At 57.9% G+C, this 14,499-nt stretch carries 13 protein-coding genes and 1 tRNA gene; 7 read left to right on the forward strand and 7 right to left on the reverse strand.

What is annotated here, in order from left to right; genetic code table 11:
- Positions 1-200: 200 nt before the first annotated feature.
- Entirely contained in the window at positions 201-1,406 is a 1,206-nt protein-coding gene (locus HDE75_RS13970) for a hypothetical protein (RefSeq protein ID WP_183677098.1), read from the forward strand.
- Between the two features lie 88 nt (positions 1,407-1,494).
- Here the strand turns inward: HDE75_RS13970 and HDE75_RS13975 are convergent, their stop codons facing one another.
- Positions 1,495-2,403 carry a LysR family transcriptional regulator gene (locus tag HDE75_RS13975; RefSeq protein ID WP_183677097.1) on the reverse strand — a complete coding sequence of 303 codons (909 nt, stop codon included), beginning with the start codon at positions 2,401-2,403 and terminating at the stop codon, positions 1,495-1,497.
- Positions 2,404-2,499: 96 nt separating this feature from the next.
- Here HDE75_RS13975 and HDE75_RS13980 point away from each other — a divergent pair, with 96 nt between their 5' ends.
- Positions 2,500-3,471 (forward strand): NmrA/HSCARG family protein, encoded by a 972-nt coding sequence (locus tag HDE75_RS13980; protein ID WP_183677096.1) that lies wholly within the window; start codon positions 2,500-2,502, stop codon positions 3,469-3,471.
- Between the two features lie 210 nt (positions 3,472-3,681).
- Here the strand turns inward: HDE75_RS13980 and HDE75_RS13985 are convergent.
- The 6 genes from HDE75_RS13985 to cysS form a co-directional block, all read right to left on the reverse strand.
- Positions 3,682-3,774 (reverse strand) — tRNA-Ser (locus tag HDE75_RS13985).
- Between the two features lie 110 nt (positions 3,775-3,884).
- The gene (locus HDE75_RS13990) at positions 3,885-5,132 is read right to left on the reverse strand and encodes an aspartate kinase (RefSeq protein ID WP_183677095.1); all 1,248 of its coding nucleotides are present in this window, start codon (positions 5,130-5,132) and stop codon (positions 3,885-3,887) included.
- Between the two features lie 207 nt (positions 5,133-5,339).
- On the reverse strand, positions 5,340-6,767 hold the full coding sequence (gene tilS / locus HDE75_RS13995; protein WP_183677094.1) for a tRNA lysidine(34) synthetase TilS: 1,428 nt from the start codon (positions 6,765-6,767) through the stop codon (positions 5,340-5,342).
- Between the two features lie 162 nt (positions 6,768-6,929).
- Positions 6,930-7,904 carry an acetyl-CoA carboxylase carboxyltransferase subunit alpha gene (locus HDE75_RS14000; RefSeq protein WP_183677093.1) on the reverse strand — a complete coding sequence of 325 codons (975 nt, stop codon included), beginning with the start codon at positions 7,902-7,904 and terminating at the stop codon, positions 6,930-6,932.
- A gap of 53 nt (positions 7,905-7,957) precedes the next feature.
- Positions 7,958-8,671 carry a DNA-3-methyladenine glycosylase family protein gene (locus HDE75_RS14005; protein ID WP_409254913.1) on the reverse strand — a complete coding sequence of 238 codons (714 nt, stop codon included), beginning with the start codon at positions 8,669-8,671 and terminating at the stop codon, positions 7,958-7,960.
- Complete coding sequence (cysS, locus tag HDE75_RS14010; protein WP_183677092.1) at positions 8,668-10,065, reverse strand: cysteine--tRNA ligase; 1,398 nt, start codon at positions 10,063-10,065, stop codon at positions 8,668-8,670. Before cysS ends, HDE75_RS14005 begins: the two co-directional genes overlap by 4 nt.
- Before the next feature lie 277 nt (positions 10,066-10,342).
- On the opposite strand from cysS, the gene HDE75_RS14015 reads away from it, so the two are divergent.
- The 5 genes from HDE75_RS14015 (at position 10,343) to HDE75_RS14035 (ending at position 13,775) form a co-directional block, all read left to right on the forward strand.
- Entirely contained in the window at positions 10,343-10,969 is a 627-nt protein-coding gene (locus HDE75_RS14015; RefSeq protein WP_183677091.1) for a peptidylprolyl isomerase, read from the forward strand.
- Between the two features lie 70 nt (positions 10,970-11,039).
- Entirely contained in the window at positions 11,040-11,531 is a 492-nt protein-coding gene (locus HDE75_RS14020) for a peptidylprolyl isomerase (protein ID WP_183677090.1), read from the forward strand.
- An 86-nt stretch (positions 11,532-11,617) separates the two neighbouring features.
- Entirely contained in the window at positions 11,618-12,364 is a 747-nt protein-coding gene (locus HDE75_RS14025; RefSeq protein ID WP_183677089.1) for a UDP-2,3-diacylglucosamine diphosphatase, read from the forward strand.
- A 69-nt stretch (positions 12,365-12,433) separates the two neighbouring features.
- Complete coding sequence (locus HDE75_RS14030) at positions 12,434-13,156, forward strand: DUF72 domain-containing protein (RefSeq protein WP_183677088.1); 723 nt, start codon at positions 12,434-12,436, stop codon at positions 13,154-13,156.
- Positions 13,157-13,229: 73 nt separating this feature from the next.
- Positions 13,230-13,775, forward strand: coding sequence for a DUF3455 domain-containing protein (locus HDE75_RS14035; protein WP_260174049.1), 546 nt, complete (start codon positions 13,230-13,232; stop codon positions 13,773-13,775).
- The last annotated feature ends 724 nt before the right edge of the window (positions 13,776-14,499 follow it).

Raw genomic sequence — 14,499 nt, forward strand, 5'->3', positions numbered from 1 at the left:
CGCGCAAGCGGTACGCAAAGCCAACACGGCGCAATTGTGGCGAACGCTGACACGAGCGCAGAGCAATACAGCAGAGACATAGCGCCACTCGCCATAAGCCCGATGCATACGGTCATGAATGGTCAGAAAAAGAATCCGCCCACTCCTTAAGCTTGAATGACGCGGAAGAAAGTCTGCGAATTTTATCAAAGGAGATACACATGGCACATATCAAACAAGCAGGCATCCTCGCGCCTGCGAGCGACGCCATTCACGATGCGGACGTCATCATGACGGCGGCAGTAGTCGGGCATGCCTACTCACGGCTCAGCAACAACAGCAATTGCGCTTTCGACTTTGAAGCGGACGCCGATCCTGGCGAAGATGCCAGGATGGCAGGCAACTGGGAGCGCCACAAGCGTGCCGTCGCCAAGATCAACAAAGCGCTGGAAACAAAGGGGGGAAAATATGGCAAGCCAGGCGCCGGCAAGGAAGCCATCGTTGGCATAACGCCAGCCTACGATCGCAACGGCAACATCATGCGCATTACAGGCGGCGCGGGCGATCTGCCACTGGATTCGCAATTGCGCTACAACCCGCCGTTGCCTGCAGACCTAGCAGGCAGCCAGCTCTACCAATTGGCGACCGAACACACAGTGGGATACCAAGGGCGCGGTGCCTACACAGGCTTTATACAGGGACGTGAAAGCGGTCAAAGCAATCTGTTCTCCACCTATCGCCAGCGTGTACCGGGCACCTTCGGACGCCGCTGGCTGCCCAGCGTCAAGCCGAATGATAATGGCAGCCCCATCGGCAAGGGGGAAACAGAACGCATATGGGGCATGATTGCCAGTAATCAGGCGCAAGGGAAATTGAAAAAAGACGGCATGTATTTCCAGGACCAGGACACCGCCCGCGGCGCTAACGGTCTTACCACCGATGACATCGTAGGCTACACGCATGGCATGATCCAGGCCATCTATGATGTCGAAATGTGGAAATTGGTCAATCCGCACCAACATGCCGGCACCCCCTATGAAATTGCAGTCGGCACGCAAACCACCAAGCTGGCATCCTGCTTTACCTGCGCCATCTTCATGCAGGCTAACGGTTACCCCGCTTCGGCGACGCACTTGGGGCGCGGAGAATCCTGGCTACCGCTGTATGCAGAGAACGGCAAAAGCAAACAGGATCAAACACGCTCCGCCTGTAACGACAAATGGGCAAGCTATTGCAAGTTGATCATTGATGAAGGTATCGCCTGTATCGAAAACCGCCTGGCCACAGACAAACACAAAGCCAGCATGCGCAGCTTGAAGGATTATCTGGCCCGCAAAGCGCCTCTCGACTACGCCAATCTAGTGCTCGATGCCGTGACAGTCCATGAGCATGAGGTGGTGCGGGTGGATAGAACCTTGCTGGCTTGATGGCTGGTCCGGCAGTACATGGCCAGTTTGCCCATGTACTTACCCCCAGGCTGAGATGCGTTAAAGGCGCCCGGTGGCTCGGAGAGCCTTAGTCATGGGCCGCTGCATTGAGTTCCACGATCACATCCCGCACCCAGCGATGGCCTGCATGGCCATGGCTGCGCTCGTGCCACAGCAGGCTGACCTCGAATTGCTCGGCCAGCCACGGCAGCTCGACGACAGAGAGCCGGGCAGATTCCCCCTGCAGCAAGCGCCGCGGCGCCAGCGCCACCAGTTCGCTGCTTGCCACGATGCGGGGCAGGAACAAAAAGGAAGCGGCCGACATCACGACCTTGCGCTGGTGGCCGAATGCTGCCAGGGCCTCGTCTATCGGCGTCGTGAAACTGCCGCCGGACGGCGACACGATCACATGTTCCAGTTGCACGAAATCTTCCATGCCGACACTGCCTTGCAGGGACGGATGGCCGCGCCGCCCGATCAGCACATAGCTTTCATCAAACAAATGGCGGCTTCTCAAGTGTCCATGATCGGTGCCGGGCGTGGCCAGCGCAATATCGACTTCGCCGCTTTGCAACTGCTGTTCCAGCTGTGCCGGCTGGTAATGGCGCACCGCGATGCGCAGACCCGGCGCCCTTGACCGCAAGGCCAGCACCAGCGGCGCGACAATCGCCGCCTCGATGTAGTCGGTGCAAGCGATGGCGACCGTCATTTGAGCCTGTTCCGGATAAAAATCCCGATGGCTTTGCATGGTGCTGCGCAATTGGTCGAGCGATGCCCGCAAGGGCGCCAGCAAGTCCAGCGCCTTGGCCGTAGGCGTCATGCCCCGGTGGCCAGGCAAGAGCAAGGGATCATCAAACAGCTCGCGCAAACGGTTCAGCTGCGCGCTGACCGCTGGCTGGCTTAGGTGCAGCCGCACTGCCGCCTTGGTCACATTAAGCTCCGACAGCAAGGCTTCCAGGGTCAGCAGCAGATTCAAATCCACGCGCGTGGTATCCATGTAGTGGATTCCTTCATATAAAACATTCGATTTCAGTTATTCCTGGCCCCTGATCATAATCCAGATTCCCATCCATGTATCAGCAGGAGCATCCAAATGTTATTGACTACCAAACCCTTGATCACCGTTGTGGGCGCCACCAGCAAGCAGGGGCGCAGCGTGGTGCACAGCTTGCTGGCAAGCCAGCGCTACCGCGTACGCGCCCTGACCCGCCACACCGACTCGCCAGCGGCGCAGGAACTGACGCAGCAGGGAGCGGAACTCGTCGCCGTGCCTTTGGTGCTGGGGCACCAGCAAGACTTCGCCCAGGCATTCACAGGATCGCATGGCGTGTTCCTGATAACGCCGCCGATCACGCCCGATGCGGACCACGCCGAAACGCCAGAAACCGCATTGGGCAAACAGCTGGCCGACGCCGCCGTCGCAGCTGGCGTGCAGCATATCGTTTTCACCAGCCTGGAAAACGTGGAGAAAATTACCGAGGGTAAAAAATGGGTGCCGCACTTCAGCGACAAGGCAAAAGTGGAAGACTATATCCGCACATTGCCAGTGACCAGCTCGTTTATCCAGATGGCGTTTTTCTACACAAACCTGCTCGAGTACTACCAGCCGCGCCAGCAAGGCGACACCCTGGTCTTTCCCATCTATCTGCCAGAAGATTTCCTCGCTCCGTTTGTCGATCCATTGACGGCGACTGGCCCGGCCGTGCTGGAAATGTTTGATCACCCGCAAACTTACGCTGGCCGCACATTGCCGGTGATCGGCGAGATTCTTTCCCCCCGCGAGATGGTGGAGACATTTACCAGGGTGACGGGCAAGAAAGCCGTCTACAGCTCGGCCTATACGCGCGAGCAATTGCTGGCCCACTTCCCTGCGTTTGCCGGGATGGGTGGGTTTGTGGATGAGGCGACAGGCATGGTCGAGTATGCGGTGGAATACGGCTACTTTGGCAAGGGGCGGGATTTGTCTTGGAGCCGCGAAATCAATCCGCAAAGTCTGACGTGGGAAGAGTTTTTGCGGGGTAATGGGTGGCAGGGGGAGGCGCTGACGTTTGGGGTGGCTGCCTGAGATAGGTTGACGGCGTTGGCTGCGCTGGCCGCTAGTGCCTGAAGTGAGGGGACGGCCTTGGCCGCTGCGCGGCCAAGGGGCCGCGCGGAGCGCGGTAGATGGGCGATTCGGATAGCCTCGCGCCCTGCAGGGCGCTCCGTCTTCGAATCCCACCGTTCCGTCCAGACAAATAAAAAAGCCTCCCGCAGGGGAGGCTTTTTTATTTGATTCTGGCGGAGACGGTGGGATTCGAACCCACGATACAGGTATAAGCCGTATGCATCCTTAGCAGGGATGTGCCTTCGGCCACTCGGCCACGTCTCCTAGCTGACTAATCAACTATGTCGCTTTAGTAAGTTGCGCTGCAGCGACGAACGTCATAATATCGATTGCCCCCCCTTTGGTCAAGGGCGTAGGACAATATTTTTACATTTTCAGGCTTTTTCCAGTTCGAACGCTTTATGCAGCGCGCGTACGGCCAGTTCCATGTACTTTTCATCGATCAAAACGGAGATCTTGATTTCGGAGGTCGAGATCATCATGATGTTGATGCCCTCTTCCGACAAGGTGCGGAACATTTGCGATGCGACACCCACATGGCTGCGCATGCCGACGCCGACCACCGACAGTTTCGACACTTTGGCGTCGCCCGTGATGCTGGCTGCGCCCAGTGCTTCGCGGTTCGATTCCAGCACGGCCAGCGCGCGCGTGTATTCGCCGCGCGAAACGGTGAAGGTGAAGTCCGTTTTACCGTCTACCGACTGATTCTGTATGATCATGTCGACTTCGATATTGGCGTCGGCCACCGGTCCCAGGATGTGGTAAGCCACGCCTGGACGATCGGGGACGCCGAGTACGGTGATTTTGGCTTCATCGCGATTGAAAGCGATGCCGGAGATGACTGCTTGTTCCATGTTGGTATCTTCCTCAAACGAAATCAGGGTGCCTGAATTGGCTTCTATGTCCAGCGGCAGCATCGGGTCGGTGAGCGACGACAGCACGCGCGTGGGGACGCGGTAATTGCCAGCGAATTCCACCGAACGGGTCTGCAGCACTTTGGAGCCCAGCGATGCCAGTTCCAGCATTTCTTCAAAGGTGATGGTCTTCAGGCGGCGCGCTTCGGACACCACCCGCGGGTCGGTCGTGTAGACGCCATCGACGTCGGTGAAGATCAGGCATTCCTGCGCCTTCATGGCAGCGGCAATGGCCACGGCCGACGTGTCGGAACCGCCGCGGCCCAGGGTCGCGATATTGTCGTTTTCGTCGACACCCTGGAAACCGGTAATGATGACTATCTTGCCCGCATCGAGGTCGCGCTTGACCTTCTCGTCATCGATCGACTGGATGCGTGCCTTGGTAAAGGCGGAATCGGTCTTGATCGCGACTTGCCAGCCAGCATAGGATACGGCTTGTTTGCCGATCGCCAGCAGTGCCATCGACAATAGGCCGACGGACACCTGTTCGCCTGTCGAGGCGATCATGTCAAGTTCACGGGGATCGGGTTGATCCATGATTTCCTTGGCCAGTCCAATCAGGCGGTTGGTTTCGCCCGACATGGCGGATGGCACCACCACGATTTGATGCCCTGCATCGTGCCACTTGGCAACGCGCTTGGCGACGTTCTTGATACGGTCAGTCGAGCCCATCGACGTACCGCCATATTTGTGGACGATTAAAGCCATAAGAGTGAAGTTTCCGCTCAAGAAGAATAAAAAAGAGGGCTTTACTCTACATGCCGCAATGCAAAATAACAAGCTAAAAAGCGCATGAGCTCATACCAATTATGCATATGCAAATACGCCGTTGATATAGTCCAGTTCACATCAAAGACCGCATGGCAGGCCGCCCCTGGCGCATTCAACAAACGGCCAGGGCTGCGGCACTTACGCTCAGCAGGAAGTCCAGCGCAGCGCGATGCGGGGACGCTCGAGCAAGCTCAGGCAATGGCAATCGTGACCAATACCAGCGGCAAACAGCAATTGTTGCGCCGCACAGACAAGCGGCAATCTTTCACGCTCCCAGGCAGGTACATCGAAGGCCTGGTAATGGTATTTCAAGCTCTTGGTGGGACGGTTCAAGGCCAGCTTCAAGCGCTCGCCACCCTGGCGAAAATCGATGGTCAAAGTCTGGGCTTGCAACCAGGCAACATCGATGCCCTGCCCACCCTCTTCCACCGTATCAAAAAACAGCACGCCGCCATACGCGGGAAAGGCCATGCTGGCCTCGCCTGTCCATTGAAATTCCAGGCCCGATTTTTCCAGGCCGGGAATATACACATCGTCGCGATCGATCTTTTCACGCATGCCGGCCAGATCGGCCAGCTTAGGCGTCAGATACAGACGGTCGCGGTAGCGGCGCACATGGCAATCGGGGTGGGTCACCAGCAATTGCGCATCGGCCCGCGCTTCCAGCAATTGCGCCAGCATTTCCACCAGCCAGGCCGTCGATGGCATGCGCAAGTTGCGCGTGCCAAACCAATGGCGCAGCAAGTTGTAGCAGCGATCAACGCTCAAGGTCCGCAGCTTGGATAAATCCAGGCAATCGCCATCGAGGCTGGCCGCCAGGTCTTGCGTGGCCAGCTCCGTCAACAAGCGCTGCGCCGATTGCGCATGCTGGGCGCTGCGCGCAAAACGCTCCTGGAAACCGGGAAACGCCTGCGCCAGCACCGGCATCACCTGGTGCCGCAAGGCATTGCGGGCAAAGCGGGGATCATCATTCGATTCATCGTGGATATGCGCCACGCCATGCTTGGCCACATAGGCTTCCAGCTGCTTGCGCGAAACGTGCAGCAAGGGGCGCGCCATCACCAGATCCGGATTGGCCAGCAGCTCGGGCGCGCTATTGGCGCCATCCATGCCCGACAAGCCTGCCGTACCGGAACCGCGCAGCAATTGCAGCAGCACCGTTTCGGCCTGGTCATCCTGATGGTGGGCCATCAGCAGCAGGCGCACGCCATGGGCGGCGCACAGCTCGCCCAGGGCTGCATAACGGCGCTTGCGGGCCGCTTCTTCCAGGCCCGTCTTCGCGTTCTTTTCCACCGTGACATGACGCGCCTCAAAGGCGATGTTCATGCTGGCACACAATTGTTCGCAATGGGCCAGCCACGCATCGGCGTTCGGACTCAGGCCATGGTGCACATGGAAGGCGTGCAGGGCCACGCCCTGCTCTTGCGCCCAAGCATGGGCCAGGTGCAGCAAGGCCGATGAATCGAGGCCGCCGCTGAGGGCGATGCCGATGACGCTACCTGGTTCAGGCGTGCAAGCGTCCAGTGCGCGGGCAAAGATATCCGCGACGGTGGCGGTTTGTTGCTTTTTCAATTCGGACTCCGGGAATGCAAAGAGGGACAGTCAGCTAAACGGATGATTTCGTTTAGCTGACTGTCCCTGGTTTTTCTGACTATCAGCAGGCAAAAATCCGGGGTCAGACCCGACGGGTCTGACCCCAGCATTCAGCTGCGTGTCCAATAACGGTAACTACGCTTACTCGCTCGGCGTGGTTTCCTTGAACTTGCCGTAGCTCAGCAATTTTTCATGGCGTGCCTGCAGCAGGTCCTTGGTTTTCATGCCCTGGAACTGGCGCAGGGTGTCGGCCAATGCGCGCTTGAGCAAGGTCGCCATCTGTTTCGGATCGCGATGGGCGCCGCCCAGCGGTTCGTTGATGATCTTGTCGATCAGACCCATGGCTTTCAGGCGGTGGGCTGTCAGGCCCAGCGCTTCGGCCGCGTCGGCGGCGCGCTCGGCGCTCTTCCACAGGATTGAAGCGCAGCCTTCTGGCGAAATCACGGCATAGGTCGAGTATTGCAGCATCAGCACGGCGTCGCCCACGGCAATCGCCAGCGCGCCGCCGGAACCGCCTTCACCGATGATGGTGGCGATCAGTGGCACTTTCAGTTCCGCCATCACGTACAGATTGTGGCCGATCGCTTCCGACTGGCCGCGCTCTTCCGCGTCGATTCCGGGGAAGGCGCCTGGCGTGTCGATAAAGGTGAAGATAGGCAAGTTGAACTTTTCAGCCACTTTCATCAGGCGCATGGCCTTGCGGTAGCCTTCCGGTTTCGGCATGCCGAAGTTGCGCATGGCGCGCTCTTTCGTGTCGCGGCCTTTTTGATGGCCGATCACCATGCAGGGCTGGCCGTTGAAGCGGGCCAGGCCGCCTACCACGGACAAGTCGTCGGCGTAGCTGCGGTCGCCATGCAGTTCGTGGAAATCGGTAAAGATTTCATTCACGTAATCCATGGTGTAAGGACGCTGCGGGTGGCGCGAAATCTGCGCCACTTGCCAGGGGGTCAGCTTGGCGTAAATATCTTTGGTCAGCTGCTGGCTCTTCTTGGCCAGGCGGTCGATCTCTTCCGAGATGTCGACGGCCGAATCGTCTTGCACGAAGCGCAACTCTTCGATCTTGGAATCGAGTTCCGCGATCGGCTGTTCAAAATTGAGGAAAGTCGTTTTAGTCATTGTACCTCCAGGTTTTACCGGCCACAGCGCCAGGGCGCGCGGCGTATCTATGTTTATTTTACCGTACCGGCTGGTCCGCCGGGGGTTGCATCGGATGCGATGGCAGCTGCAGCAGGGTCCAGACTGCGCCACAAATACCAGGTTGCCACGGTGCGCCACGGTTCCCAATTGGCGGAAACTTCACGCGCATCACTACGGGAAACGGGTTCGCCCGAAAAATAATTGACGCTGATGCCCTGGATCAGACCGGGATCATCGAGCGGCAATACATTCGGCCGCAACAAATTAAAAATCAAGAACATTTCTGCCGTCCAGCGACCGATGCCGCGGATTTGCACCAGCTCGGCGATGACGGCTTCGTCATCCATCTGATCCCATTGGCTGGCATGCACGCGCCTGGCCTTGAAATGATCGGCCAGGTCGAGGATGTATTCGGTCTTGCGCTTGGACAAGCCGCACGCCGCCAGTTGCTCGGCGCCCGCCTTCAACACTTGCGTGGGCGTGCATTTCGGGCAGGCCAGCAGTAGCTTTTTCCAGGCGGCATCAGCTGCCTTGGGCGTGATCTGCTGCCCGACCAACGAACGGGCCAGGGTGGTAAACGGGTCGCTATGGCCAACCAGGTGCAGGTCGCCAAATTGCGGGATGAGCTTTTTCATGATGCGGTCGCGCTTCATCAGCTCGATCTTCGCCTCTTCCCAATAGGCCGGCACCTGTTTCACTGGCGCCTCCATAGGGGCTTCCCCGTTTTCCCTGGATGTCGGCATCATGCGCGGCGCCAGTTGGTCGAACCGTCAGGTTTGTCTTCCAGGATGATGCCCGCTGCCAGCAATTCGGCGCGGATCTTGTCGGACTGAGCAAAGTCGCGCGCTTTCTTGGCGGCGCTGCGGGCGGCGATGGCCGCTTCGATGCCGGCTGCTTCATCTTGCACACCGGCGGCAGCGCCGACGGTGGCTTGCAGGAATTGCTGCGGCGTACGCTCCAGCAAACCCAGCACGCCAGCCAGGCCCTTCAATTGACGGGCCAATGCAGGCGACTTGCTCTTGTTGACTTCCGTTGCCAGGTCGAACAGGGCCGCGACTGCCAGCGGCGTGTTGAAATCATCATCCATGGCCTCGGCCACGCGCACGGCGTGGGCTTCGCTCCAGTCGACACCGCCCTCTTCCACGGCCACGTCCGCCAGCGCCGTGTACAAACGCGTCAGCGACAAACGGGCATCGTCCAGGTGCACGTCCGAATAATTCAAGGGACTGCGGTAATGGGCGCGCAAAATGAAGAAGCGGACCACTTCGGCATCGTACTTTTGCAGCACTTCGCGGATGGTAAAGAAATTGCCCAGCGACTTGGACATTTTTTCATTGTCCAGGCGCACGAAGCCGTTATGGATCCAGTAATTGACGCTGGTGTGGCCAAACGCGCCTTCCGACTGGGCGATCTCGTTTTCATGGTGCGGGAATTGCAAGTCTGCGCCGCCGCCATGGATATCGAACTGTTCGCCGAGCAAGGCGCAGGACATGGCCGAGCATTCGATATGCCAGCCCGGACGGCCCGAACCCCATTTCGAATCCCATTTGACTTCGGCCGGTTCCGATTCCTTGGACGATTTCCACAGCACGAAATCGAGCGGATCACGCTTGCCCGTGTTCACGTCGACGCGCTCGCCGGCGCGCAGGTCGTCCAGCGACTTGCCCGACAGCTTGCCGTAGTTGGGGAAATTGCGCACCGCGTAATTGACGTCGCCGTCAGCGCCCTGGTACGCCAGGCCGTTCTGCTCCAGCTTTTCGATCAGACTGAGCATTTGCGGCACGTATTCGGTGGCGCGCGGCGTGTGGTCGGGCGTCAAGATGCCCAGCGCAGCCGTATCTTCATCCATATACTGGGTAAAACGCGTGGTCAGCTGCGAAATCGTCTCGCCGTTTTCCACCGCGCGGCGGATGATCTTGTCATCGATGTCCGTAATGTTGCGCACATAGGTCACGTCCAGGCCAGACGCCTTGAGCCAGCGGTAGATCACATCGAAGGCCATCATCATGCGCGCGTGGCCGATATGGCAGTAATCGTAGATGGTCATGCCGCAGACGTACATGCGTACCTTGCCGGCTTCCATCGGGACGAAAACCTGCTTTTCACGAGCCAGGGTGTTGTAAATCTTTAGATTGCTCATCGTACTTTACTGGTGAAGCGGTTGCCAGCCGGGCAAAACGACAGAAAGGCGCGGACACCGGGGGTGCCGCGCCACTGAACTACCGTGTGCGCCGAGAAAGGTCAACCAGCTATATTGTTGTTCTTGTTTGTTAGAATTGGGCCTTGTCGGTCAAGTATAACATTGATAAAAACCATACTGGCCCGATATGAATCAGGTTTTTACGATGTTCAACCGATTTTTCACTTCTTTACAATTAAAGCAAGTTTAGAGAAAAATAACGATTAAGGACGCCACCATGCAGGAAACCCCATCGAAGCGCACGCCCTTCCTGGCGCGCTTTTTCACCTTGTTCGCCGGCCTGACCCTGGGCAGCGCGGTCGTCGCCGCCACCCCGCCAGCCATCGATCCCACACCCCACGTGGCCCTGAAAACCAATCTGGGCGAGATCGTGCTGGAACTGGATCAGGAGAAAGCACCGAAAAGCGTCGCCAACTTCTTGCAGTATGTCAAAAGCGGCTACTACAAGGGCACCGTGTTTCACCGCGTCATCGATGGCTTCATGATACAGGGCGGCGGCTTCGACAAGAACATGAAACAAAAGGCCACCAAGGCGCCGATCAAGAATGAAGCGCAGAATGGTTTGCAAAACGTTACTTACAGCGTGGCCATGGCGCGCACAGGCGACCCGAATTCGGCCACCGCGCAATTTTTCATCAATGTAAACAATAATGCCGCCCTCGACTACCCGGGCCGCGATGGCTTCGGCTATGCCGTGTTCGGCAAAGTGGTCAGTGGCATGGACGTGGTCGACAAGATCAAGGCCGTGCCCGTAGCCGACAAGGGACCGTTTGAAAACGTGCCTGTCACGCCGGTCGTGATCGAATCGGCGACTTTACTCAAGACAGCGCCCGCAAAACTGTAAAATAGCGTTTTTGCTGCCACGGCTAGCCGCAGGCTCAAATCATTTTTCATCTAATTTATTAAGGATCATCATGACCTCCGTCATCATCACCACCAACCTGGGCAAAATTACCGCTGAACTGGACGCTGAAAAAGCGCCGAAAACGGTCGCCAACTTCCTGGCCTACATGAACGCCGGCCACTACAACAACACGATTTTCCACCGCGTGATCGACGGCTTCATGATCCAGGGCGGCGGTTTCGAACCAGGCATGAAACAAAAGCCAGCCGACACCACGGTGGAAAACGAAGCCAAGAACGGCTTGAAAAACGATCCATACACCCTGGCCATGGCCCGTACCTCGGACCCGCATTCGGCCTCGGCCCAGTTCTTCATCAACGTGAAGAACAACAGCTTCCTGGACTACCCAGGCCAGGACGGCTGGGGCTACGCCGTGTTTGGTAAAGTGACCGAAGGCAAAGAAGTCGTCGACGCCATCCGCGCCGTAAAAACCTCGCGCGCCGGCATGTTTGCTGACGTGCCTGTAGCAGACGTCATCATTGAAAAAGTCGAAGCAGCGTAATCAGGCTATCGCATCATGAATCACAGGCATTGCAGCGTTTTTGTCTCTCCATGCAATTTACACTTAGGGAGCGTTGAACAATGACAATGCCTGCCGCACTCTTTATTTCCGACCTGCACCTGCAGAGCTCGCATCCGCGCACCAGCGCGGCTTTTCTTTCCTTTCTGGAACACCACGCGCAATATGCGCAAGCGCTGTATCTATTAGGCGACCTGTTCGAATACTGGGCCGGCGACGATGATCTGGAAGACCCGTTCAATGCCCGCATGACAGCGGCCATCCGCGCCGTCAGCGATGCTGGCGTGCATGTGTACTGGATTGCCGGCAACCGCGATTTCCTGGTCGGCTCCGGCTTTGCCGCCGCTGCCGGCGCGACCCTGCTCAGCGAACCACATGTGGCCACGATTGCCGGCCAGCGCGTAGTGCTGCTGCACGGCGACGCCGAATGCACGAACGACGTGCAATACATGGAGTTTCGCGCCATGGTGCGCCAGCCCGCGTGGCAAAAACAATTCCTGTCGATGCCATTGCAGCAACGCAAAGAGATCATCGCCGGCTTGCGCAATCGCAGCCGCGAGCACAACGGCGAAAAATCGTACGACATCATGGATGTCACGCCGGACGCCATCGCCCAGGTATTTGCCGAACACGCCAGCACCGTGATGATCCATGGCCACACGCACCGCCCCGCCGTGCACACGGCCGGCGACACCTTGCGTTATGTCTTGCCGGACTGGGAATGCGATACCCACCCACAGCGCGGCGGCTGGATCGCCATCGACGCTCGCGGCAATATCACGCGCCATGACCTCGGCGGCAGCATCATCGAGTAGATCTGCGCCGACCGCCAGACGGGCGTTTGTCCGATAGCCGCGCCCGCCTGGCCTTGTTGTAATGGCTGCATGCACACTCCCTACATCGGCACGGCCGGCTGGAGCATTTCCAGCGCCGCCGCCCACCACTTCCCTTCTGAAGGCAGCCATCTGCAGCGCTATGGCCGTGTATTGCATAGCGTGGAAATCAATTCCTCGTTTTATCGCCCGCACCAGCCGGCCACCTACGCGCGCTGGGCAGACAGCGTGCCCGAGACCTTCCGCTTCAGCGTCAAACTGCCGCGCCGCATCACGCACGAATTGCGCCTGCGGGACTGCTGGCAGGAACTGCAGCGGTTCATGGGGGAAGTGATGCAGCTGAAGGACAAGCTGGGCTGCCTGCTGGTGCAACTGCCACCCAGCCTGCGTTTTGACGATAGCGTCGCTGCGCAATTTTTCCTACAGCTACGCCAGCGCTCATCCTGCATGCTGGCTTGCGAAGCGCGCCACGCCAGCTGGTTTGATGAAGCAGCCACGGCCTTGCTGCAGGAACACGCCATCACGCGCGTACGCGCCGATCCGCCTGCAGGCCAGCCAGGGCCGCACCAGCCAACAACCGAGGTCGCCTATATCCGCCTGCACGGCAGGCCGAAGATTTATTACTCGGATTACTCCACTGCATTTCTCGATGCCCTGGCCACCGAACTGCGCGAGCACCCCGCGCCAGACAGCTGGTGCATCTTCGACAATACAGCGGCCGGTGCGGCGCTGTGCAATGCGCTGGATCTGGTTGATAAAGTTGGTTTGCCTTAGTTTTCGTTCGTTTGCGCTAGTATGTTAATTCACACTGGAAACCTTTAACAAAATCACACCAAAGATCCCATCCATGAATACGCGCACTTTTTTTGGCAATACCTTTTCTGGCATGACCCTGTTGGCGGCCCTGACCGGCTGCGCCACCACCAGCTTGCCACCGCTGGCCGTACCGGAGGCGCTGCAAGTACCTGCAGGGCAAAAACTGGTGCTGGACGCCCGCGCCACCGGCGTGCAGATCTATGTCTGCAGTGCCGCCAAGGCCGATCCGGCGCACACCGAATGGGCCTTCAAGGCGCCCGAGGCAAGCTTGTTCGACGCGGCGGGTAACAGCGTCGCCAGGCATTATGCCGGCCCAAGCTGGGAAAGCCCGGACGGCAGCAAGGTCGTGGGCGCTGTCCAGGCCAAACAGGACGATCCAGCCGGCAAGGCGATTGCGCAACTGCTGCTGTCTGCCAAGTCGGTCAGCGGTACGGGCATCTTCAGCCACGTGACCTATATCCAGCGCCTGGCAACCGGCGCCGGCAATGCGCCGGCCGATGGCTGCACGGCAGCCAGCCTCGGCAAGGAAGCGCGGGTGCCCTATACCGCGCGCTACCGCTTTTACGCCGCGTCCTGAGATTGCCCTGGAGCTTGCCGCGCATGGATGCATCCGCGCCTAGGGCAACGGTGCCTGCATCACCGCCTGGTTCGTGAAGCCGTACAAAGTAGCGTTGCCGAAGGCAAGGATGGAAGCGCCACCATGGTCTACGCAGGCATCCGCCTGCGTGGCTGGCGAGAGCAAGCTTAACCGCAAGATCAAGCTGATAGCGACGGCGTACCTGCCGCCTGACGCTAAACAGAAACCAGAAACGCCCCGCTTGCCGGGGCGTTTTTTTATGAAAGAAACATATATAAGCCAGGTTTTCAATTACTACGCAATCGATAGTAATGCCCTTCCAAACCCACAACCATAATCAGACTATTCATTTGATATTCACAAGCAGATAATAAAATTACAAATAATTATTTCTATCGCATCTACCTATCAATCATATTTGACAATAACCAGCCTAAAAAGCAACAACTACAAATTTGATAGCCAGTTACTTTTCAAAAGAAATCCTTGAAAACATCGCAGTCCAGCCCGAGCCCGCAATAAAAACCGCATTTTCGTGACAATTCGTGATTATTCCCTTTAGAAAAGCTTGACAGAATATAGTCGTCATACGTGATCAAAATGAAATTGAAAGTTTCAAATTCGAAACTATCATCAGAGTGGCAATGCAGATATTTGACTTGCAAAACACGCGCAGCGCCGAGACAAGAGCAGTTCAAAAAAATGCTTGAGAGAGCACAGTGAT

Origin of the sequence: Janthinobacterium silvisoli, assembly GCF_014200725.1 — a bacterium.
Taxonomy (GTDB): Bacteria; Pseudomonadota; Gammaproteobacteria; order Burkholderiales; family Burkholderiaceae_D; genus Janthinobacterium.

Excerpts from the sequence above, each read along its gene's own strand:
- HDE75_RS13970 (WP_183677098.1), top strand. The coding sequence starts at position 201 with ATGGCACATATCAAACAAGCAGGCATCCTCGCGCCTGCGAGCGACGCC.
- HDE75_RS13975 (WP_183677097.1), bottom strand. The coding sequence starts at position 2,403 with ATGGATACCACGCGCGTGGATTTGAATCTGCTGCTGACCCTGGAAGCC.
- HDE75_RS13980 (WP_183677096.1), top strand. The coding sequence starts at position 2,500 with ATGTTATTGACTACCAAACCCTTGATCACCGTTGTGGGCGCCACCAGC.
- HDE75_RS13990 (WP_183677095.1), bottom strand. The coding sequence starts at position 5,132 with ATGGCTTTAATCGTCCACAAATATGGCGGTACGTCGATGGGCTCGACT.
- HDE75_RS14000 (WP_183677093.1), bottom strand. The coding sequence starts at position 7,904 with ATGACTAAAACGACTTTCCTCAATTTTGAACAGCCGATCGCGGAACTC.
- HDE75_RS14005 (WP_409254913.1), bottom strand. The coding sequence starts at position 8,671 with ATGATGCCGACATCCAGGGAAAACGGGGAAGCCCCTATGGAGGCGCCA.
- cysS (WP_183677092.1), bottom strand. The coding sequence starts at position 10,065 with ATGAGCAATCTAAAGATTTACAACACCCTGGCTCGTGAAAAGCAGGTT.
- HDE75_RS14015 (WP_183677091.1), top strand. The coding sequence starts at position 10,343 with ATGCAGGAAACCCCATCGAAGCGCACGCCCTTCCTGGCGCGCTTTTTC.
- HDE75_RS14020 (WP_183677090.1), top strand. The coding sequence starts at position 11,040 with ATGACCTCCGTCATCATCACCACCAACCTGGGCAAAATTACCGCTGAA.
- HDE75_RS14025 (WP_183677089.1), top strand. The coding sequence starts at position 11,618 with ATGCCTGCCGCACTCTTTATTTCCGACCTGCACCTGCAGAGCTCGCAT.
- HDE75_RS14030 (WP_183677088.1), top strand. The coding sequence starts at position 12,434 with ATGCACACTCCCTACATCGGCACGGCCGGCTGGAGCATTTCCAGCGCC.
- HDE75_RS14035 (WP_260174049.1), top strand. The coding sequence starts at position 13,230 with ATGAATACGCGCACTTTTTTTGGCAATACCTTTTCTGGCATGACCCTG.